The organism is Clostridium sp. LS3 (assembly GCF_055330225.1).
This window is the reverse complement of sequence record NZ_CM143921.1, coordinates 1,321,749-1,342,404: the sequence shown is the minus strand read 5'-3', so window position 1 is coordinate 1,342,404 and position 20,656 is coordinate 1,321,749. Positions and strand designations below refer to the sequence as shown.

The following is a 20,656-nucleotide window of genomic DNA, read 5'->3' as shown; positions in this document are numbered from 1 at the left end:
TTATTGTCTAGTACGTTTTTTTTTCTTATCTAGCTTATAAACCATAGCTAAAATTTCTGCTACAGCTTGATACATATCTTGAGGAATTTCTTTATCTATTTCTACTGCCTCATAAATCATTCTTGCTAAAGGTTTGTTTTCTATTATAGGTACCTTAGACTCTATAGCCTTTTCTTTAATTTTCATCGCTACAGTATCTGCCCCTTTAGCTACAACCTTAGGTGCCTCCGTTTTACCTTCCTCATATTTAATTGCCACAGCTAAGTGAGTAGGGTTAGTTATTACTACTGTAGCATCTCCAACTGATTCCATCATTCTTCTTTGAGACATTTCTCTTTGTTTTTGTTTTATTTTTGATTTAATTTGAGGATCTCCCTCCATTTGTTTATATTCTTCTTTAATTTCCTGCTTAGTCATCTTAAGCTCTTTGTTATGAAGCATAAATTGCACAAAATAATCTATAGCTGCTAGTGCCACTAACAATATACATATTTTTATAAATATTCCTAATATTAAAGACTTAACTTCAACTCCTAAAGTAGGAAGATATAAATTTCCTATTTGCATTATTTTATTGAAATTATCTTTTATGTATGAATAAGCTATAAAGATAACTATAGTTATTAATATTAGGTTTTTTATTAATTCAACTAATGCTTTTTTAGAAAACATATTTTTAAATCCATTAATAGGGTTTAACTTTCCAAACGAAGGTTTAATAGCATCTTTTACTATTAAAAATCCTGATTGCATTAAACTTGCTGCAACTCCAGCTATCATTATTGGAATTATAACAGGAATTATAACCATTGCTATTTTGCTTACTACAAGAGTGTTTATACCCTTCAAGCTATTTTCTGTTACCTCAATAGAGGACATATCTCCAAGAAAATATATTATATTTCCCTTTAATGATGATACAATAAATCCACTTGCTATCGTAATAACTAATATTGTAGCTATCATAGTTAATGCTAGTCCTACATCCTTACTTCTAGCAATTTGTCCTTTTTTTCTTGCATCACTTTTTTTCTTTGGAGTAGCTTCTTCTGTTTTTTCATCAGCCCCTATTAAAAATACAAGTGGAAAAGCTGTCATTATCTTTCTAAATATCTCTGGCAAATATGTTATGCTACTAATAAATAGCTTTATTATAATAGGTAATGATATTGATATAGCAATTATACCTACCAGCATTTTAACTGGCATTCCAAGTATCATTACATTTATTTGAGGTACTGCCCTAGATACAAGACCCATGCAAAGGTCTGTCAATATTATTATCAATACTATTGGTATTGCAATTTTCAACCCTATTATAAAGTAATTAGCTATTACTTCTATAAGAACCATCATTGTATCTGGATAAAGTATGCCTTTACCCATTGGTAAAATTATAAAACTTTCAATAAGCGATTTAATAAGCATATGATGCCCATCTACTATAAAGAAAATTACTAATGCTACATAATGAAGTAAATTACCACTTATAGTTGTGCTTGTTTTGCTATTTGGATCTATTGTATTAACCATACTTAATCCTATATGTACATCTATTAAACTTCCTGCCATAAGTATTACCTCAAAGGCTATGTTAGAAATCAATCCAAGCACTAATCCAGTGGTAACTTCTGAAATCATATAAATAATTAAATAATAATTACTGGTAATTGAATTTATATTTGAGTAATCTATTCCTCCAAGTAAGGCAAATGAAAAGATTAGCGAAAACATAGCTTTTAATATTTTTGGTGTTCCATTTGGGAAAAATACATTTGTTATAGCAAAAAAAGCTGTAACTCTTAAAAATATAAAAAACAGAGCTAAAAAGTAGGTTGTATCTACCATACTTCACCTACCTCCTAAGTAGATATTTTAATAATAAGCTCAAATATTCTTTCTGTAAAAGCTACTATGGTATGCAGCATAAAACTTGATAAAATAAGTCCTGTAGCTGCTATTCCTATAAGCTTTGGAACAAAAGTTAAAGTTTGTTCTTGAATTTGAGTAGTTGCTTGAAATATACTTATTATTAATCCAATTAAAATTGATACTATTAATATAGGACCTGCTATCTTTAATGATGTATATAATGCATCTTTTACAATTCCTATAATTAAATTTTCACTCATATTCTATCACCTATCCTCCAAAGCTCATGATTAAGGATTTCACCATTAAGTACCAACCATCTACCATTACAAACAATAACAGTTTAAAAGGTAAGGCTACCATTACAGGTGGAACCATAAACATACCCATTGACATAAGTACACTTGCAACTACCATATCTATTATTAAGAATGGTAAGAATAATAAAAATCCTATTTGAAAGGCTGTTTTAAGCTCACTTATTGCAAAAGCTGGTATAACAACAGTCAATGGTACATTATCTTTTGTTATTTCTTCTGTGTTTAATTTTGATGTTTCAACAAATAGCTCTAAATCCTTTTGCCTTGTTTGCTTAAGCATAAATTCCCTTAATGGCTTACTTGCAGCCTTCATAGCTTCCTCTTGATTTATTTTATTTTCCATAAAGGGCTTAAATGCATTGTTATTTATCTCTGAATATACTGGTTGCATTATAAATATAGTTAAAAATAATGCTAGCCCAATCAGTATTTGATTTGGAATTGATTGTTGCGCTCCTAAAGCATTTTTTAAAAATGAAAATACTACTATTATTCTTGTAAAAGATGTCATCATTATTATTATTGAAGGTAACAATGTTAAAATAGTTAATACAATCAATAATTTTATGTTGTCAACATAATTTTGAGGAGAAGTAGATTCACCACCTACTGAAATGTTGACATTTGGTACATTTATAGGCTCAGCACTTACAGCTTTATCAAAGGTAAATATTAAAGCTAATGCAATCAACATCATAAACAAATATTTTTTCTTTTTACTCATACAAATCTTCCTTCTAGTTATATTTATTCCTAAGTTTATTTATTTTACTTTTTAAACCTTTTATAGCTACTTCATATTGCTGATTAACTTCCTCTTTTTGTCTTTTCTTCTCCTCTTCTATAAGTAATATATCCTCTTCTGATATTTCATCTAACTTTTCAGTTTTATTAGTAGATGAACTCATTACATATCCTTTTTTCCCAACTTTTAATACTACTATTGAAGTTTCCTTTGATATTTGTGTTCTTTCTAAAACTTTTATATACTTTCCTTCATTAGCATTGTAAAATTTATTTCCACCTATTTTAAAGAGTAAATACATAAGACCAAATACTACTATTAATGCAAATATTAACTTAAATATTAAAAATGCCAAATCCATATTTAAATCTACTTCCTTCTACTGTACTATAATATCACTTATGTAAACATCTTTTAATACTCCTGATTTTAACTTTTGATTCATCCTAGCAATTATATCGCCTTTTAAAACAGCTTCATTTGCTGGCTCAAAATCCTTAGCCTTACAAGATTTTATATAAAATATAGCTACATCTCTAAGTACAACTTTTTTATCTTTTACTTCTTTTTCTAACTCTTTATTATTTTTATCATAACTTATAGAAAGATTTAGCTTTACATATCTTTTTGTTCCTTCATCGCTTAAGTTAACAAATACTTCTCCAACTTCAAAAAAAGCTTCCTCCATAACAACTGGCCTTGAGGCATTATTTTTATTCATAAAGTAATATACTCCTCCAAATGTTCCCCCACCTAGAATTGCCATGATAGCAATAATTATAATTAATTTGCTTTTTTTCTTTTTAATATTCTTCTCTTCAGCCATTATTTTTTTCCTCCTTATCAGTTGTCACAATCAAAATATCAACTCTTCTATTTTTAGCCATATCTTCATAAGTATTATTTGGTGCTACGGGATGATGTTGACCATATCCTGCTGCACTAAATCTAGTAGGGTCTTGACCCATAACTTCAGTAAAGTATCTAACTACATTTACTGCTCTATCTGCAGACAACTCCCAATTCGATGGAAACTTTGAAGTATTTATTGGTCTATTGTCTGTATGCCCTTCTACCAATATCGGATTATTTACAGATGAAATAAGTGAATTTATTTTATTAAGTATATCTTTGCTATCTTCTCTTAAAGCCGAACTTGATGTTTCAAACAATATATTATCTCTAAGTTGTATTACTATTCCTCTTTCACTATCAATTATATCTACAACAGAAGCTAAATTATTTTCATTTACAAATTCTTTAACATCCTTATACATTTTTTGTTGTTCTGTTAGCTCTATTTCAGGAGGTATGTTATCAGTTGCTTCTCCTCCAACTAATGGAACTTCTCCATTATATAAATCATACTCCATTAAAGTATCTCCTGATTGTCCAGTCATCATTGAAGTAAAAGCCTGAGCTATACTCTTAGTTTTTTGAGAGTCAACAGTTGCCATTGAATATAGTAATACAAAGAATGTAAGTAATAGAGTTACAGTATCCGCATAAGTTGCTAACCACTCATCGCCTCTTAGTCCTTCACCTTTATTTTTCTTCTTTCTAGCCATTAAATAACAACTCCTTCTCCATTTTCAATGCTGTTATTCAAATATTCTAATTTCTCCTTAGGAGGTAAGTATGTTATTAATTTTTCTTCTACTATTCTTGGGTTTACCCCTGATTGTATTGCAAGAATTCCTTCTAGCATCATTTCCCTTTCTCCAACTTCTTTTGCACTCTTTTGCTTTAAATTGGTTGCAATAGGGTTACATAAAAGATTAGCTATAAGTGATCCATAAAATGTAGTTATTAAAGCTTTTCCCATACCAGATGCAATATTAGATACATCTGTTAGATTTGCAAGCATTTGTATTAATCCTATTAGTGTACCAAGCATACCAAATGCAGGTGCATAAGCTCCCCAAGCTAAGTATATACCTGATCCCCTATCATGCCTACTTTCCATTTCTCCAATTTCTAATTCTAATATTTCTCTTATTGTTTCTGGCTCAATACCATCTACAACCATTTGTAATCCTTTTTTCAGAAAAGGATCCTCCATTTCAGATATATCATCTTCTAAAGATAATAAACCTTCTCTTCTTGCTTTTTTAGAAAGATCTGTAAATTGTAAAATTATATCCTTTACTGATGATTTATTTTCCTTGAAAGCTTGAATAAAAAGCTTTCCCATATTTTTCATCTCTTCTAATGAATATGTTATTAAAAGAGCTGATAAAGACCCTCCAACAGTTATTATTACAGATGATACATCCCAGAAAATCTTAAGACTACTTCCAAGAAGCATTCCGTAAAGCATTAATATTGAGCCTAATATTAACCCTACTAAGGTTAACGCGTCTGACTTTTTCATAATATTGCCTCCCATTATAACCTATAAGTAACAATCTTGTTTTTATATCTAAGTACTTCTTCTACTACCTCTTCTACACTTTCAAGCACAATATATTTTTTACCATTAGTTAATGTTATTAAAGTTTCAGGAACTTCTTCTATTTTTTCTATATGGTCTGCATTTAAAATAAAATCTTTATTGTTCATAGCTGTTACTTTAATCATAGAATCACCCTCTTTATTTTAGTAAAATCATTTTAGTAACTTTATAATATATAAATGAATTTACTTTATATACTGAAACCGCTTTGCTCAGCTAATTCTTTTAACTTAACTGAGCATTAGCGATTTTACCTTTTAACTATCTCTTTAAGTTAATTATATCTTGTAATATTTCATCTCCTGTTGTTATCATCTTTCCTGATGCTTGGAAAGCTCTACTTGAAACAATCATATCTGTGAATTGTTCTGCTAAATCTACATTTGACATTTCAAGCATACCTTGAAGATTTTCTCCATATCCCTTTGAATTATCATCATTTAAAGTTCCTATACCACTTTTTATAATGGCATCACCTGAGTTAACTGATCCACTATAAAGGTTACCTCCAAGTTTAGTTAACCCTTCTGGATTCTTAAAGCTTGCCATTGCAATTTGTCCAAGTGCTGCTACTCTACCATCTTCAAGCACTCCATTTATTATACCGTTTTTATCTATAGTATAAGTTTTAACTCTAAGTTCAGTATCTGTTCCTGGTATTCTTACCTTATCTGGAATTTTAAGAGTTTTTAATTCTCCATCATATGATTTAAGATTTTTTGTTCCATCTACAAAGTTAATTGTTCCATTTTCATTCATACTTTCTATTGGAGTTCCTCCATTTGTTTCTTCTGAAGTTACTCCTCCAATTTCCATTGGTTTTCCTGTAGCTGTTACTCCTTGAGCTATTCCTTTTCCTTCTAAAGCTCTAGTTAACGCATCTTGTATATTCTTAGCTGTAATGGCATTTGCTGTTACAAAATCTCCATCTATTGTTATTGTTTTATTCTTTTCATCTATAGTTGCTTCTGTCTTTGTTCCTGGAGTTATTTTTCCAACTTGGAATTTATATCCGTTTAATGCTGCACCTTCATCAAAAAGTATTTCTATTCCACCTACTTTGATCTTACCTGGTGCTTTATTAACTTCACCACCTTCAATATTATCAGAGGTTAATCCTGTATATGGTTTAGAAGTTCCTGACACCTTAACCTTTGGTAAATCAGTAGGATGAGCTGCTACTAAAGCTGCATTTATTTTATCTTCTAAATCTCTTGCTCCAACCTTTTTAGTGAAATCTCCTTTAATAACTAATTTAGGAGGATTTCCTCCAGCTGCTGCCTTATATTCTACAGATAATCCTGGTTCATTTATATCTGTAATTTCAAATTCTAAATTATTTAATAATGTTCCAGTAGGAAGTTCTACATTTAATCCAGCTATATTTAATGCTTTTGGGGATGTTGCTGTTACACCATTTTGGAATTTCACTTTATTTGTTACATCTGCTAAATTTATATTTCCTGTAACAGTCAATTGAGTCTTAACTCCATTTGCCTTCAACGCATTATTTAATTTTGTTTGTATCTCTGTATTAGTAAATTTAGCTGGTACTGTATTAAAATCACCATTTATTATTATATTTCCATTTTCAACCACTACTGTAAGAGGAGTTCCTATTGCACTTTCTCCTACAGAAATGGTGTAGTCATTAAGCTCTCCATTAGTTTGTCCTGCAAAAGTAAATCCACCAACTGATAAGTTAGTTGTACTTCCATCCTTAGCATTTACTATGTTTGCTGATGCATCAACCTTACCTGATGCATCAGACGCACCCTTTATATTTCCTAATGTAGCTGGAGTTCCCGTTACCTTTGCTTCTTGCTTTATTCCAGCTGCTTTAAGTTGATTATTTAATTCATCTTGTAAATCTGATGCATTAAATGATTTATTTAAGAAATTAGCATTTATTACTATTTTTTTTCTACCCTTTTCTACATTAACTTGAAGTGGATCTTTTGATATTTCACCTATTTCAAAGCTGTATCCATTTAGATCGCTACCTTCATTAAGTTGTATAGTAAATCCACCTATTGTAACAGCTTTGGGTGGTAATGCATCTGCTCCTCCTACAACTGCATCTGAACCTAATCCATCAAAACTTATAGGCTTTCCTCCAACAAATACTTGTTGAGATATACCTGCTGAAGATAATCCTTTATTTATTGCAGATTCAACTTGAGCCGGTGTTAAAGCACCTGATGATGAAAAATCTCCATTTACTATAATTAATTTTTCAGCTTTATTAATATCTGCTGATGTAACAGTTCCTGGTCCTACAGCCCCTAAAACAACTTTATATCCATTCAATTGTGAACCTGGTCCAAATCTGAAATCTAATCCAGCTGTATTTACTGAATTAGGAACTTGTCCTGTTGCTTCTTGTGAGCTATCATCATTAGTTAATGAATAACCCATAATTCTAAATCCATCTCCAGTTAATAGGTTTCCTTGTTCATCTAGTATAAATGAACCATCTCTACTGTACATTATTTCACTACCTGAATTAACTAGTGATTGTGCTGTTATATTATGTGCACCTGCTCTATGATTTACTTCTAATGTTCCATCATAAATTGCAGGTCCTTTACTTACCATAAAGAATCCATCACCATCTATAGCTACGTCTAAAGCTCTACCAGTTGGTTGCATCATACCTTGAGTCATAACTGAGTCAATACTTGCAAGTTGAACTCCAAGTCCTACTTGGCTAGCATTTACTCCCCCTTGGTTATTTGATGGAGCCATTGCATCTGATACATTTTGACTTAACATATCACTAAATCTTGCTCTAGATGACTTAAATGATGTTGTTCCTACATTTGATATATTGTTTCCTATAACATCTAGTTTAGTTTGATTAACCTTCATTCCACTTATACCGGAATACATTGATCTTAACATAAATTTGACCTCCAACCCTTTAAATTTTCTTGTCTCTATCATTCAACAAGAATTAAGCTTCCTATATAGGTCCAGCTTATAAAATTACAACACTATCTATATTTGTAAACACATTTTCTTTTGCTCTTTCTTTTTCTATAGCTGTTATTACCGTTTTATTTTCTATACTTGCAATTAAAGCTACATCCTTATAAATCATTACAGAATTTTTTGCACCCTTGTCTTGTGCTATTTGAAATCCTTTTGCTATTTCCTTCATATCTGTATCTGTAAAATTTATTTCTCTTAATCTATCTGCTGCATGTTTAGATAGTGTATACTCTTCATTATCTTTATTTATCGTTTCATTTAAAATATCATTAAACTTACTTTTGTAGTGATTATTTTTTTCATTTACCCTTTCATTTGGTAACTGAAAATTACCTACAGGATAAGCTTTTCCATTTATAACTCTAAAGCCCAAAAAATCACCTACTTTAACAATTTACTTGTCTTCTTCTGGCTCACTAGGTTTGATTTCTTCCTTACTATTTGAAGCCTTAACTATCTTATCATAAGTAAATTCTTTTATTTCATCCGAATCATGTAGCTTAATTCGTACTTTAACTACACCTTCATCTTTTACTACTCCTAAAACTTCTCCAGTGAACTTCTTTCCCTCTTTATCTTTCTCATTTAGCTCAACATGTTTTCCAATAAATGAGGATGCAACTAAGAATGACATATTACCATTAATATTATTAATTGATGGTAATGAATAATCAGGAACATCTAAAACCGTCATAACATCTGCTATATCAAATTCTTTATAAACATTTTGTCCTTTTTCGCTTATTTCTACTGATAATGTAGTTTTCCCAGCAGTTGTTGTTACAGCCTTTACAACTCCTGTATAAGGTTTACCTTCATTATCTACACTTTTCATGGTAACGCCTTTACCAATCATAGAATTATTAGCATAATTTGACATAGTATTATTTAAGTTAGTCGCCTGTTCCATTGAAGCAAATTGTGCCATTTGTGTAACATATTGAGTAGAATCATTATTTCCCATTGGATCCATGTTAGATAATTCTGCAGATAATATTTTTAAAAATGCATTTTTATCCATATCTTGTCCTGGCTTCATTATCTTGGTTCCTCTATCTGTTGCTCTTGATCCAGTATAGTTATTTATAGCATTAGACATTTCTCTTCCCCCTTATGCTAATAAATTTACATTACTTTCATTAAGTAAATCTTCTCTTATTTCATCTTCTTCAGTAAATATAACCTTTCCACTACTTGTACTTTCTTGCCCATTTTTAAAGTTTTCTGATGAATTCTCTTTACCACTAAAGAAAGTTGTATCTTCGTTATATATTCCTATATTTACTTCTTGAATTCTTATATTTTGTTCTGATAAACTCTTCTTAATATCTTGTAAATTAGAGTTTAATAAATTGTATGTTTCCTTTGATGTTGCTTTTATTTCTGCTCTCATTATTCCTTCTTCTGAAAGAATTTTAATTGTCATTTCACCAAGCTCTTTAGGATATACTTTCACCTTTAATTCCTGCATTGCATTCTTCATCATAAACTTAACATTTTTTATTATGTCTAAGTCTAGAGTTTGCTTATTAACAGCTACAGGTTCTTTAATTGTTTCTATATTGATTTTATTAAATTTATCATAAGAATTTAATATCTTTGAAAATGAACCCTTATTATCTCCATCTATAATTTTAGATAATATTTTATCCTCATCACTATTTTCATCAATATCATATTTTTTTAATGAATCATTACTATTTAAATTTTCATCATAGCTAGATTCATTATTTAATTTGCTTTCTACTTTTGCTATAATTGGAGTTTTATTAGTATCACTTTCAACTTCAGATAATTTACTATTAATACTATCTTCATTTTCATAGTTTTTTACACTTAATAAACTAGTGATAATTTTTGTTTTATCTTCATCTCCAATATTAGAGGATATCTTTTCTATGCTTTCTTTTGGTAATAAATCTATTAAAGATAAAATTTTATTAGCTAATTGTTTTTTATAGCTATCAACAGATGTTTCATCTAAATTTTTTGATTTTATATTTTCTAATATACTATCCGTTAATGTTTTTGCTTCTTTTAATAAATCTTTTAAATCAGTGGAAGTATTTTTATTATTAATATCTAAAAGCTTTATATCTATTAATGAATTATTAGACTTTACTTCTTCTTGTCCATTAAATAATGTTAAGAATACTTTTTCTACATCTTCAGAGCTTAGCTTCTCTAAATTAATACCAATAAGATTTTCATCTTCTATATTAATATTTGATAAATTTTCATTAGAAATATTTTTATTTAATAAACTTGAAAGTAAAACTAAAATTTCACTTAAAGAGTCTATATCCAAATCATTTCCCGGGAAATCTTCTTTTTCTGATATTTCATTTAATTTGTTAGATAGTTTAGTTAAGGTATTTTCATCACTATTAGAGTTTTTTGATACTAATGGCTCTTGGCTAGCATTACTATCTTTTGATTTCACATTGTTTAGAGTTAATTCTTTAGAAGAATTATTTTTAACCTCTTGATTAAAATATTCCTTAAACCCTTCTTTAATCTTATTTTCACTCTTTAAAACATCATTTTTTAAATTCACCCTAGAATTTTGTAATTTACTTTCTAAGTTAATAAAAGCCTTTGTATTTATCATCCTTTACTCACCTCCTTTCAATGCTTTCTCATATATGCATATAAAGCAAGCTCGTCAATTAAAATTTGTTCCTGTCTGTCTAATTCCTTATAGAACTCTGTAGATTTTCTTTCTTTTAATATATCTACTGTTTTTCTTTCTATTTGCTTTTTAAGCAAATCCTCTCTTCTTATATCAAGTTCCTTTAGTTTTACATTTAAGTTTTTTTCAGTTTCGTCAATTCCCTTATCTAAAGCAAATAAATAATTTCTTTTTATTTTTTGATAAGCTAAACTTTCTCCTTTATTTATTCCACTATATTTTTCATAATTACATTTAAGGCCATTTAGCTTTTCCTCTTCCATTTGTTTTTCTCTTTGTGTTTTAGTAAATAATCTTTTACTTTCTTCTTCTTTTTCTGTTCTTATTTCAAGAAGTTTCTCTAGACTAAACTTAAATTTATCTGCCATCTTTATCCATCCCTTTAACTTCTAAACATAGAAATTAGATTTTCTAAAGAAGTATCAAAATCTGATTTTTCTTCAATTCCCTGTTTTAAATAACTATTTAATCTGTCATTATATTGAATTGCTATATCTATTTTTTTATTACTTCCTTTTACATAAGCTCCTAAATTTATTAAATCTTCTGCTTCTTTATAAGTTGCAAGCAAATCTCTTCCTGTTGAAGCACATTCTTTATGAATATCCGACGCTATGTTGGGCATAAGTCTACTAACACTATTTAAAATATCTATTGCTGGATAATGATTTTTGTGTGCTAATGATCTTGATAATACTATATGTCCATCTAATATACCCCTTACAGTATCTGCAATAGGTTCATTAAAATCATCTCCATCAACTAAAACTGTATAAAAAGCTGTTATAGAGCCTTTATCAGATGTTCCTGGTCTTTCCATAAGCTTAGGTAGTTTTGCAAATACAGAAGGAGTATATCCTTTCTGCGCAGGAGGTTCACCAATAGCTAGTCCAACTTCCCTTTGAGCCATTGCAAATCTAGTTACAGAATCCATCATAAGAATAACTTTCTTGCCTTTGTTCCTAAAATATTCTGCTATAGCTGTAGCTGTTAACGCTCCTTTTATTCTTATTAAGGCCGGCTTATCTGAAGTTGCGCATACAACAACAGATTTCTTCATTCCTTCTGGCCCTAAATCTTTTTCTATAAACTCTAAAACCTCTCTTCCTCTTTCACCTATAAGAGAAATTACATTTATATCTGCTTCTGCTTCTCTAGCTATCATACCTAAGGTTGTACTTTTTCCAACTCCTGATCCTGCAAAAATCCCTATTCTTTGCCCCTCTCCAACAGTTAGAAACCCATCAATAGCTCTAACTCCTGTAGGAAGAATTTCTGTTATTCTCTTTCTTGATAATGGATCTGGCGGTTGATTTTCAAGAGGATATCCGTCTCCTTGAAAAATATCCTCTCCTTGAAGTGGATTACCTAATCCATCAAGAATTTTTCCTAGCAAATCATCTGAACATTTTACTTCTAAAGGCTTTCTTTCTGGCACTACTCTACAACCTGGAGAAATTCCTATAAGCTCTCCTAGAGGCATAAGCAAAACTGCATCTTCTCTAAATCCAACAACTTCACATTTAATAGGCTCATTTTCCTGATTATATATAGTACAAAGTTCTCCTACAAAAGCCTTGACCCCTTGTACTTCAATAGTAAGTCCTATTACCTGTTTAACTGTACCTTCTAAATAATATGTATTAACTTCTTGAATTTTTTTATTTAGTAAATCAAAATCTATATCTATCATATCTTCACCTAATGACTACTTAAATAATGCTTCTTCAAGTTTTTCTAAAGCAATATCTAAACCAACTATAGCTTTTCCAGTATTTTTTTCTATTGCTGCATTTCCACTTTCCATTAAAGGATCTTCTAGTATAAATATATCTCCTTTTATAGCATAAGCCTTTTTATAGTAGTCTATTTTATCTTCAATTGAATTTACATGTACTGGATTACACTTTATTATTATATTTTCCTCACTCTTAGCTTCTTCTAAAATATTATTTAATAAAGGTAAAATCCCATCAGAAGCTGTTATTTCTTTTTTAGCTATAACCTTTGCCATTTCAAAAGCTATCTTTATAATTTCTTTTTCTTTTTCTTGTAAATATTCTTTGTATTCAAAGTTTGCAGACTTTAATATTCTTTCTGCTTCTTCTATATTTTCCCTAACATTTCCCTCAGTCTCTATTCTTACCTTTTCTAGACCTTCTTTATATCCATCTTCAAAGCCATTTTCTTTGCCTTGATTATATCCATCTTCATAAGCTTCTTTTTCTATTTCAGCAGCTTTTTTTCTAGTATCCATTATTAATTCTTCAGCTTCAGTTTTAGCTTTTTTTAATATATTAGCTCCAAGACTTTCATAGCTTTTTTTAATTTCAAGCTCTAATGACTTTTTCTCTTGTTCACTTTCATCCTCTAAAACTTCTGCTTTAGTAATATAATTTGTTTGTATTTTCTTTTTAGAAGATTCTAAGGCAGAATTTCTTTTTATAAGATTATATGATAATTGCATCTTCTCCACCTCTTGAAATTATTATTTCTTGAGCATCATCTAACCTTCTAATGATAGAAACAACTTTTTGTTGAGCTTTTTCTACATCCATTAATCTTACAGGTCCTAAGAATTCCATATCTTCCTTAAGTGCCGCTGCTGCCCTCTTAGACTGATTTCTGTAAACAACATTAGCAACTTCATCAGAGCATCCTTTAAGTGCAAGAGCAAGCTCCTTACCATCAACTTCCCTAAGAATTCTTTGTATAGATACATCATCAAGAGTGATAATATCTTCAAATACGAACATTGAGCTCTTAACTATATCTGCAAGTTCTGCATCTTCTCTCTCTAAGCTTTCAGTAATATTCTTTTCTGTTGTTCTATCAACTTGATTTAAAATATCAACTAAAGTTTCAACTCCACCAAGTGAAGTCATTTCACTTCTAACAACACTACTTAATTTACCTTCTAAAACTTTTTCTATTTCCTTAATTACCATAGGAGATGTATTACTCATAGTAGCTATTCTATATGCTACTTCACTTTGAGTATCTTCTGGTAATTCTGCTAAAACCTGTGCTGCTTTATCTGCTTGAAGATAGCACAGTATTAGTGCTATTGTCTGTGGATGCTCATAACTTATTACGTTTAAAAGTTGATGTGCATCAGCCTTTCTAGCAATAGCAAATGGCCTATACTGTTGAGTAGCTTCAGTTACTTTACTTAATATATCATTTGCCCTTTGTGTTCCTAAAGCTTTTGAAAGTAAAGTTCTTGCGTATTCTATACCACCTTCTATAATATAATCCCTTGCTTTATTCATTTCTAAAAATTCATCTAATATAGTTTGCCTCTGCTCCGAAGTAACAGAAGATATATTAGCTATTTCATATGTTATCTTTTGTATTTCTTGTTCTGGAAGCTTCTTTAAAATTGCTGATGATGCCTCAGGTCCAAGTGTTATAAATAATATAGCAGCTTTTTGTACTCCATTTAATTTTGATGAATCCCTTGCCATCTTATCACCTCTCATTCTCAGCCAACCAAGATTTCACTATATCTGCTACTTGATCTGGTTTGTCAGTTGCATATTGCTTTATTTCATTCTCTATATGAGCTTTTGGATTTATACTTTCAAAGTTTATAGACGGCATAGCTACTGTATCTTCTCCTGAAAGTCTATCATCTATGATAACATCTAATAAGTTTTCTTTTGCCGCTTCCTTCTTCTTAGATTTCTTTCTAATTAAAATTAAAGTTACTATTACACCAATAAGTGCTAATATACCTAAAACTGCATATAATATTATTTTATTTCTCTTTTCTTTTGCTAATAATTCATTTATAGAATCAAATTCTTTTTGAGCTTCTTCTTTAGTAAGCGGATCAAATGTCATTCCAACTACTGATACACTATCTCCTCTCTCGGTGTTAAGACCTACTGCATTTGCTACAGATTTTTCAATAGCAGCTTGTACATTTCCATCTATATTTCCATCTATAAATACAGATGCTGTTAGTCTTTTAACTTCACCTGGTGCACTAATAGTCTTAACTTCAGTTTTCCCACTTTCATAATTAGTGCTTACTTCCTCCCTAGAAGAATTATTATTAGTATTTTTTTCTTCTATGGTATTTCCCATATTATTATCTACAGGCCCTTGACTGTTTTGTCCTGCTCCTGCTCCATTATTTTCCTTAACAGTTTGTTGACTCACAATAACTTTATTAGGATCTATTGTTGTTTGTGTTTTTTGTTTTGAATCAAAATCTAAATCAACATTAACAGAACTTTTAACCTTACTTTTTCCTACTACTGGTTCTAAAAGCTCAACTATTGATTTTTGAAGATCCTCTTCATATTTTTTTCTAAAGAAAATTGTTTTTCTATAGATTCTGCGCTTACTTCTCCACCTTCTGATTTATTTAAATCTTTAGTAAGAAGATTCATATTGCTATCTATTACTTCTATATTCTCTTTAGGTATGTTTTCGGTACTACCTGAAACAAGTGCAACTATTGATTCAACTTGTTCTTTACCTAATTTATTTCCTGGAATCAGTTTTAAATAAACTGCTGCCTTTCCAGGTTCTTTATCTTTTACAAAAACTGAATCCTTTGAAGGGGTTATATGTACTCTTACTGTATCTATTTGAGGAAAACTTTTTATAGTTTTCTCTAACTCACCTTGTTGCATTACTAATTTCTTTAACTTAAATTCTTCATCTGTCATACCAAATGAATTTCCTGTATCCATTAGCTCGTATCCTTTACTTCCTCCTGAAAGTTCTGGTGCAAGCTCTAATCTCAATTCATCAACTGAAGACTTTGGAACCATTATAGTTTCTCCTTCAATCTTCATATCTACTTTTTTTTCCTTTAGCTTATTTGTTACAAGTTGTGCATCACTTGGATCTAAATTTGAAAATAATACCTTATATTTAGTAGATGAACTATAAAAAACCAAAGATCCTATTGCAATAATGACTGTTACTAAAGCAATTATTATTGCAACTCTTATACCTTTACTAAATGATTTGAATTTTTCCCACAACTTGCTAAAGCTTTCTTTAAGCTTATTCATCAATAGCACTCCTTACCATATTACAATTGCATTCTAGTTAATTCCTGTACTGCTTCAACAACTTTATTTCTTACTTGTATTGCTAATTGAAGTGACATCTTCGCTTCTTCCATACCTAACATCATTTGGTGAACATCTACATTTTTCCCTGAAATGAAGTCATTTGTTATATTATCAGCTTCAACTTGTTTTTCATTTACTTTATCTAAACTATCCTTTAAAATATTTTGGAAATTACTTCCATTAGAATTAACTTTATTATCAGACACTATATTATTTTCAAAAACCTTTTCAGTTGGAACAAAATTATTTATTATCATTTCTTATCTCTACCTTCCTAACTCTAATGATTTTGTGAACATACCTTTTGTAGCATTTAAAGTATCAACATTCGCTTCATAAGCTCTAGATGATGCTATCATATCTGCCATTTCATTAAGTAAATTAACATTAGGCATAGTAACATAACCATCTTTATCAGAATCTGGATGGCTAGGATCATAAACTCTTCTTAGTTGAGATTCATCTTCTACTATTCCAACAGCCTTTACACCATTTAATTCCTTTGCCTTATCTAAATTTTCTTGAAATACGGCAATTTTTCTAACATAAGGTTTTCCATCTTTCCCTCTTGTTGTTGTAGCATTTGTTATATTGGACGTTATTGTATCCATTCTTAATCTTTCTGCTGATAAACCACTTGCACTTATTCTCATAGTATTAAATAAACCCATAATTATCTATTTCCTCCTGATATAACACTCTTTGTCATATTTAATTTCGAATTTGCTTGAGTAATTAAAGCATTGTACATTAATGTATTTGATGCTTGATTTACTTTTTCTAAATCCATATCTACGTTATTACCATCAGTTCTCATGCTTGTACTTTTGTCTGTTTCTACTTTGATTAAAGAATCATTTAAATTACCAGATAAATGATTTTTGTTAGTTTTCTTCAAGCTAAAATTTTCTTTAGCCTTTGATAAATTTTCTTCAAAAGAAACATAGGACTTCTTGTAATCTTTAGTGTTTATATTCGACATATTATTTGCTATTACCTTACCTCTTAACGAGGAAGCGTCTAATCCAAGTTTTATAAATTGCAATGTTTTGTCGTTATTATTTATATTCATAAGCTTCTCTCCCTAAAACAACATTTTTTATTCTATAATTTAGAAAAATATTTTTTATTTATTGCATTAATTACGAAATTTTTCCTACTTTTATATTATAGTTTAATCTAAATTATTTTTCTATAATAATTTTTATAAAAATCATCCTCAAATTTTTACATTCATAACCTAATAATCATTTAATTTATCGAATTCTATATATTTTTACATATTGTAACATTATTTTTAAGCATATTATCAAAAACATTGTATTTATTTTAAAAAAAAGAAAAAAACAGAGGAATTTTGAAAATTCCTCTGTCGATAAATTTATTTCATATTTTCTAAAACTCGTAAAATGTCTTCGGAAAATCTGTTAGTTTGTTGCATTAAATCTATAATTTAATCTAAATTATTTTTCTATAATAATTTTTCATAAAAATTTTTTTCATTTTTTTATATTCATACTATAATAATTATTTAATTTATCTAATTCTATCTTTTGAATATTATATAATAATTTGTATATATTAGTAAAATATTATATTCCTAGAAAATATAAAAAACAGAGGAAATTTGAAAATTCCTCTGTCGATAAATTTATTTCATATTTTCTAATACTCTCAAAACATCTTGTGGAAACCTGTTAGTTTGTTCCATTAAAGCTATAGAAGTCTCGTGTAATATAGAAGTTCGTGCATATTCTGCCATTTCTAAAGCAAGATCTGAATCTCTTACTCTGCTTTCTGCATTTTCTAAATTAAAAGAACTTCCACCTAAATTTTGAGATGAAGTATCCATCCTATTTTGAATTGATCCATACCTACTTCTAACTGAGTTTACAGTTTTAATTGCAGATTCAATAATACTTAAATTCTTTCCTGAATCATCTGACTTAGTTACATCTATATTCTTTAATGAATTTCCATCTGAATCAATAAGCATATCAGTAGTTATATTAAAGACAGGAATATTTATTTCTTCCTTTGCATTTGCTCCCACTACATGATTTAAATATTTAGGATAATTATTGTTAGTAACCTTATTTGAATTTAATAATTTAACACCATTAAAATCTGAATTGTTTACTGTATAATCTATATGTTCCTTTAATTGATTTATTTCTTCTTGAACTATATTTAAATCTTCTCTATTCATACTTCCATTAGCTGCTTGTACAGTCAATTCTTTAATTCTATTTAAAGCTTCACTAACAGTAGATAGTGCACCATCTGTTGCTTGCATCATAGAAATTCCATCTTGAAGATTTCTCTCAGCCATTTGAAGTCCTCTTATTTGCATTCTAAGCCCTTCACTTACTCCTAGCTTATTAGGATTATCCTTTGCTGAATTAATTTTAGTTCCTGTACTTATTCTATCTAAAGCTTTTGATTGCACAAATAAATTTTTCTTATAATTTTTATACACATTTAAAGATTGCATATTTTGATTTAATCTCATAATATTCTCTCCTATATTCATAATAATTTATCAACTTATGTTTAAATTATCGTTATACTAATAAACTTCTTTATAGTATAGCTTTAATATTTAAACTTGTACTTTTAAAACTCTTAAATCTACAGTTATTGTTTTATTATATAGTAAAAATTTTAGATGCAATTAAAACTAAGCAAAAAGTTCTAAAAATTTCAATAAATATTAGATCATATAAAATAAAATTGAAAGTAAATTTAATAAATCAAAAAGAAAAATATATGTATAGCATAAAAAATTTGAACTTATAAAATAAAAATTTCTTTATTTATTAAACATAAATCTATAGATATCATGTAGCATAGTAAAGGATATATTAATTTATATTTATCTTTTTTTAAATCGTAGATACCTAGTAAGATAATAAAATATCATTTAATTTTTAATGTCGGAACTATTGTACTATAATCAAAAATATAACTTCTTTTACTTGTCTCATATAAAACATTGCTCAAAGAAATCTGTTTATCATTTCTAAATCTACTATTATTCTTCATAACATATTCAAACATCTTTATAAAATCTGCACCTAATCCATGTTGTGTTGATTTAAACATTTGTCCATCAATTTCACTTGACGATATCTTATAAAAAAATATGTTATCTACATACTTAACAAAGTCTTCTTTATCTTTAGCAGTGATCAAACTATCATCTATCCCATGATAAGAAACTATACTGCAGTTATTTTTAAACTTCTTATATAATAAAGGCAGATAAAGAATTTCTTCATCATAATCTATTCTTTTTGCTAAATAATCGAATTGTACTGACAAAGTTGTATTTCCATATATATTATTAACATATCTATTGCCTTTTAGGTAAACTGGAAAAATCCATGATGAATTATCTATAATCATAGAAAATAAGTTAGGGGCAAATGCATTACATAGGTATGCTAAATAAGCTCCATGTGAATGTCCATAGATAATTACTTTGCCTTCATTAAATTTGTATCCATTATCTTTAATTATTTCCATTACACTAATAACTGCGCTAATATTATCTAATGCTTGCATTATTCCCATATCATTGAAATTCGTTAAATCTTCTTCAAATACTTCGTTACATAAGATGTTATAGCTATATTTATTAGAAACTTCTAATAGCCTCTTAAAAAATTCTTTATCTTTTAAAATATAATTTATTTCCTCTTTATTAAATATATTTTTCATCTCTTCTTTATTCAAGTTTATGGAAATATTATTGGGGCTTTGCATAAATTCCCATCCAAAGAAATCACATTGTACTACTATTAGATTATATGCATCAGCAAAATAATTTCTCATTTTCTTATATACTTTTGAATTTGAATTTGCTCCAAACCCAGAAATTAATAGTAATATTCCAGTGTTCTCATTAACTCCAGTTTCTGGTTCTGAAAAATATACTTTTAGTTTTCTCTCTTTAGTCTTATAAATACTGGGATGACCATATATATATATATCATATTCTTTAGCCAAAATATGCCTCCATTTTATTTTTGTAACTTTTAATAAATGCTCTATATAAAATATTTTTTTTGATTATTAATTAATTTTACTCTTAATTCTTTATTAGTCAGTACTTCTCTAATAATATTATCTAATTTTTCTAAATCTTTATATATAATATCATCAGTTCCTATTATTACTTCCATGTTATTTAAAGTTTTACAAATATCTCTTTGATTACCCGCAACAACTATTCCTATAGTAGGAACTTGCATAGCACATAATTCATAAAGTGTTGAGCCTGATGCTGATATTGCCATATCACATTTGGACATTATCTATGTATCCGCTATATTTAAATACTTTTTTTATTTTATAAACCTTAAACCCTTCTGATATTATTTTATTATCAAACTATATAATTCAGCGATGATAATTATGAATAATTAAATATTATAAATTCTAATAAAGCTAAAAGAATATCAAAGTGAAAAACAAGTT

Annotated in this window: 22 protein-coding genes and 2 pseudogenes; all 24 read right to left on the bottom strand. The window is 28.7% G+C overall.

All coding sequences use genetic code 11. The features are described 5' to 3' along the window. Positions 1-1,848 (bottom strand): fused FliR family export protein/FlhB family type III secretion system protein, encoded by a 1,848-nt coding sequence (locus tag ACZJV1_RS06165; protein ID WP_463651773.1) that lies wholly within the window; start codon positions 1,846-1,848, stop codon positions 1-3. A 14-nt stretch (positions 1,849-1,862) separates the two neighbouring features. Continuing rightward, a complete protein-coding gene (gene fliQ, locus ACZJV1_RS06160) occupies positions 1,863-2,132 on the bottom strand; it encodes a flagellar biosynthesis protein FliQ (protein WP_411170353.1) in 270 nt (89 codons plus the stop codon). A 10-nt stretch (positions 2,133-2,142) separates the two neighbouring features. Next, on the bottom strand, positions 2,143-2,916 hold the full coding sequence (fliP, locus tag ACZJV1_RS06155; protein ID WP_463651772.1) for a flagellar type III secretion system pore protein FliP: 774 nt from the start codon (positions 2,914-2,916) through the stop codon (positions 2,143-2,145). A gap of 13 nt (positions 2,917-2,929) precedes the next feature. Then, positions 2,930-3,298 carry a flagellar biosynthetic protein FliO gene (locus tag ACZJV1_RS06150; protein ID WP_411170351.1) on the bottom strand — a complete coding sequence of 123 codons (369 nt, stop codon included), beginning with the start codon at positions 3,296-3,298 and terminating at the stop codon, positions 2,930-2,932. Positions 3,299-3,316: 18 nt separating this feature from the next. After that, complete coding sequence (locus ACZJV1_RS06145) at positions 3,317-3,763, bottom strand: flagellar basal body-associated FliL family protein (RefSeq protein ID WP_463651771.1); 447 nt, start codon at positions 3,761-3,763, stop codon at positions 3,317-3,319. Further along, positions 3,756-4,505: an OmpA family protein gene (locus ACZJV1_RS06140; protein WP_463651770.1), complete on the bottom strand. Its 750-nt coding sequence runs from the start codon at positions 4,503-4,505 to the stop codon at positions 3,756-3,758. The genes ACZJV1_RS06145 and ACZJV1_RS06140 overlap by 8 nt, the downstream gene beginning before the upstream one ends. Then, positions 4,505-5,311 carry a motility protein A gene (locus tag ACZJV1_RS06135; protein ID WP_463651769.1) on the bottom strand — a complete coding sequence of 269 codons (807 nt, stop codon included), beginning with the start codon at positions 5,309-5,311 and terminating at the stop codon, positions 4,505-4,507. Before ACZJV1_RS06135 ends, ACZJV1_RS06140 begins: the two co-directional genes overlap by 1 nt. 14 nt (positions 5,312-5,325) lie before the next feature. Continuing rightward, complete coding sequence (locus ACZJV1_RS06130) at positions 5,326-5,517, bottom strand: flagellar FlbD family protein (protein ID WP_411170347.1); 192 nt, start codon at positions 5,515-5,517, stop codon at positions 5,326-5,328. A 136-nt stretch (positions 5,518-5,653) separates the two neighbouring features. Beyond that, positions 5,654-7,810, bottom strand: a complete 2,157-nt coding sequence (locus tag ACZJV1_RS06125) for a flagellar hook-basal body complex protein (protein WP_411170670.1) — start codon at positions 7,808-7,810, stop codon at positions 5,654-5,656. Further along, positions 7,793-8,296: pseudogene (locus ACZJV1_RS06120) on the bottom strand (flagellar hook-basal body complex protein); the annotation flags it as partial. The pseudogene ACZJV1_RS06120 and the gene ACZJV1_RS06125, both read right to left, overlap by 18 nt. A gap of 76 nt (positions 8,297-8,372) precedes the next feature. Further along, positions 8,373-8,759, bottom strand: a complete 387-nt coding sequence (locus ACZJV1_RS06115; RefSeq protein ID WP_322412523.1) for a TIGR02530 family flagellar biosynthesis protein — start codon at positions 8,757-8,759, stop codon at positions 8,373-8,375. A gap of 21 nt (positions 8,760-8,780) precedes the next feature. Further along, positions 8,781-9,485 (bottom strand): flagellar hook capping FlgD N-terminal domain-containing protein, encoded by a 705-nt coding sequence (locus tag ACZJV1_RS06110; protein WP_463651768.1) that lies wholly within the window; start codon positions 9,483-9,485, stop codon positions 8,781-8,783. Between the two features lie 12 nt (positions 9,486-9,497). Next, complete coding sequence (locus ACZJV1_RS06105; RefSeq protein WP_463651767.1) at positions 9,498-10,997, bottom strand: flagellar hook-length control protein FliK; 1,500 nt, start codon at positions 10,995-10,997, stop codon at positions 9,498-9,500. A gap of 17 nt (positions 10,998-11,014) precedes the next feature. Further along, entirely contained in the window at positions 11,015-11,446 is a 432-nt protein-coding gene (fliJ, locus tag ACZJV1_RS06100; RefSeq protein ID WP_463651766.1) for a flagellar export protein FliJ, read from the bottom strand. A gap of 14 nt (positions 11,447-11,460) precedes the next feature. After that, positions 11,461-12,771, bottom strand: a complete 1,311-nt coding sequence (fliI, locus tag ACZJV1_RS06095; RefSeq protein WP_463651765.1) for a flagellar protein export ATPase FliI — start codon at positions 12,769-12,771, stop codon at positions 11,461-11,463. A 15-nt stretch (positions 12,772-12,786) separates the two neighbouring features. Beyond that, positions 12,787-13,545, bottom strand: a complete 759-nt coding sequence (locus ACZJV1_RS06090; RefSeq protein WP_463651764.1) for a FliH/SctL family protein — start codon at positions 13,543-13,545, stop codon at positions 12,787-12,789. Next, the gene (gene fliG, locus ACZJV1_RS06085) at positions 13,529-14,545 is read right to left on the bottom strand and encodes a flagellar motor switch protein FliG (protein WP_411170341.1); all 1,017 of its coding nucleotides are present in this window, start codon (positions 14,543-14,545) and stop codon (positions 13,529-13,531) included. The genes ACZJV1_RS06090 and fliG overlap by 17 nt, the downstream gene beginning before the upstream one ends. 4 nt (positions 14,546-14,549) lie before the next feature. Next, positions 14,550-16,111: pseudogene (gene fliF / locus ACZJV1_RS06080) on the bottom strand (flagellar basal-body MS-ring/collar protein FliF). Between the two features lie 20 nt (positions 16,112-16,131). After that, positions 16,132-16,431 (bottom strand): flagellar hook-basal body complex protein FliE, encoded by a 300-nt coding sequence (gene fliE, locus ACZJV1_RS06075; protein WP_411170339.1) that lies wholly within the window; start codon positions 16,429-16,431, stop codon positions 16,132-16,134. Positions 16,432-16,440: 9 nt separating this feature from the next. Then, positions 16,441-16,845 (bottom strand): flagellar basal body rod protein FlgC, encoded by a 405-nt coding sequence (gene flgC, locus ACZJV1_RS06070; RefSeq protein WP_463651763.1) that lies wholly within the window; start codon positions 16,843-16,845, stop codon positions 16,441-16,443. Between the two features lie 2 nt (positions 16,846-16,847). Next, the gene (gene flgB, locus ACZJV1_RS06065) at positions 16,848-17,246 is read right to left on the bottom strand and encodes a flagellar basal body rod protein FlgB (RefSeq protein ID WP_463651762.1); all 399 of its coding nucleotides are present in this window, start codon (positions 17,244-17,246) and stop codon (positions 16,848-16,850) included. A gap of 579 nt (positions 17,247-17,825) precedes the next feature. Further along, a complete protein-coding gene (locus ACZJV1_RS06060; protein ID WP_463651761.1) occupies positions 17,826-18,686 on the bottom strand; it encodes a flagellin N-terminal helical domain-containing protein in 861 nt (286 codons plus the stop codon). A gap of 407 nt (positions 18,687-19,093) precedes the next feature. Beyond that, positions 19,094-20,185 carry a DUF2920 family protein gene (locus ACZJV1_RS06055; protein ID WP_463651760.1) on the bottom strand — a complete coding sequence of 364 codons (1,092 nt, stop codon included), beginning with the start codon at positions 20,183-20,185 and terminating at the stop codon, positions 19,094-19,096. 41 nt (positions 20,186-20,226) lie between these two features. Continuing rightward, positions 20,227-20,490, bottom strand: coding sequence for a hypothetical protein (locus ACZJV1_RS06050; RefSeq protein ID WP_463651759.1), 264 nt, complete (start codon positions 20,488-20,490; stop codon positions 20,227-20,229). Positions 20,491-20,656 lie beyond the last annotated feature (166 nt).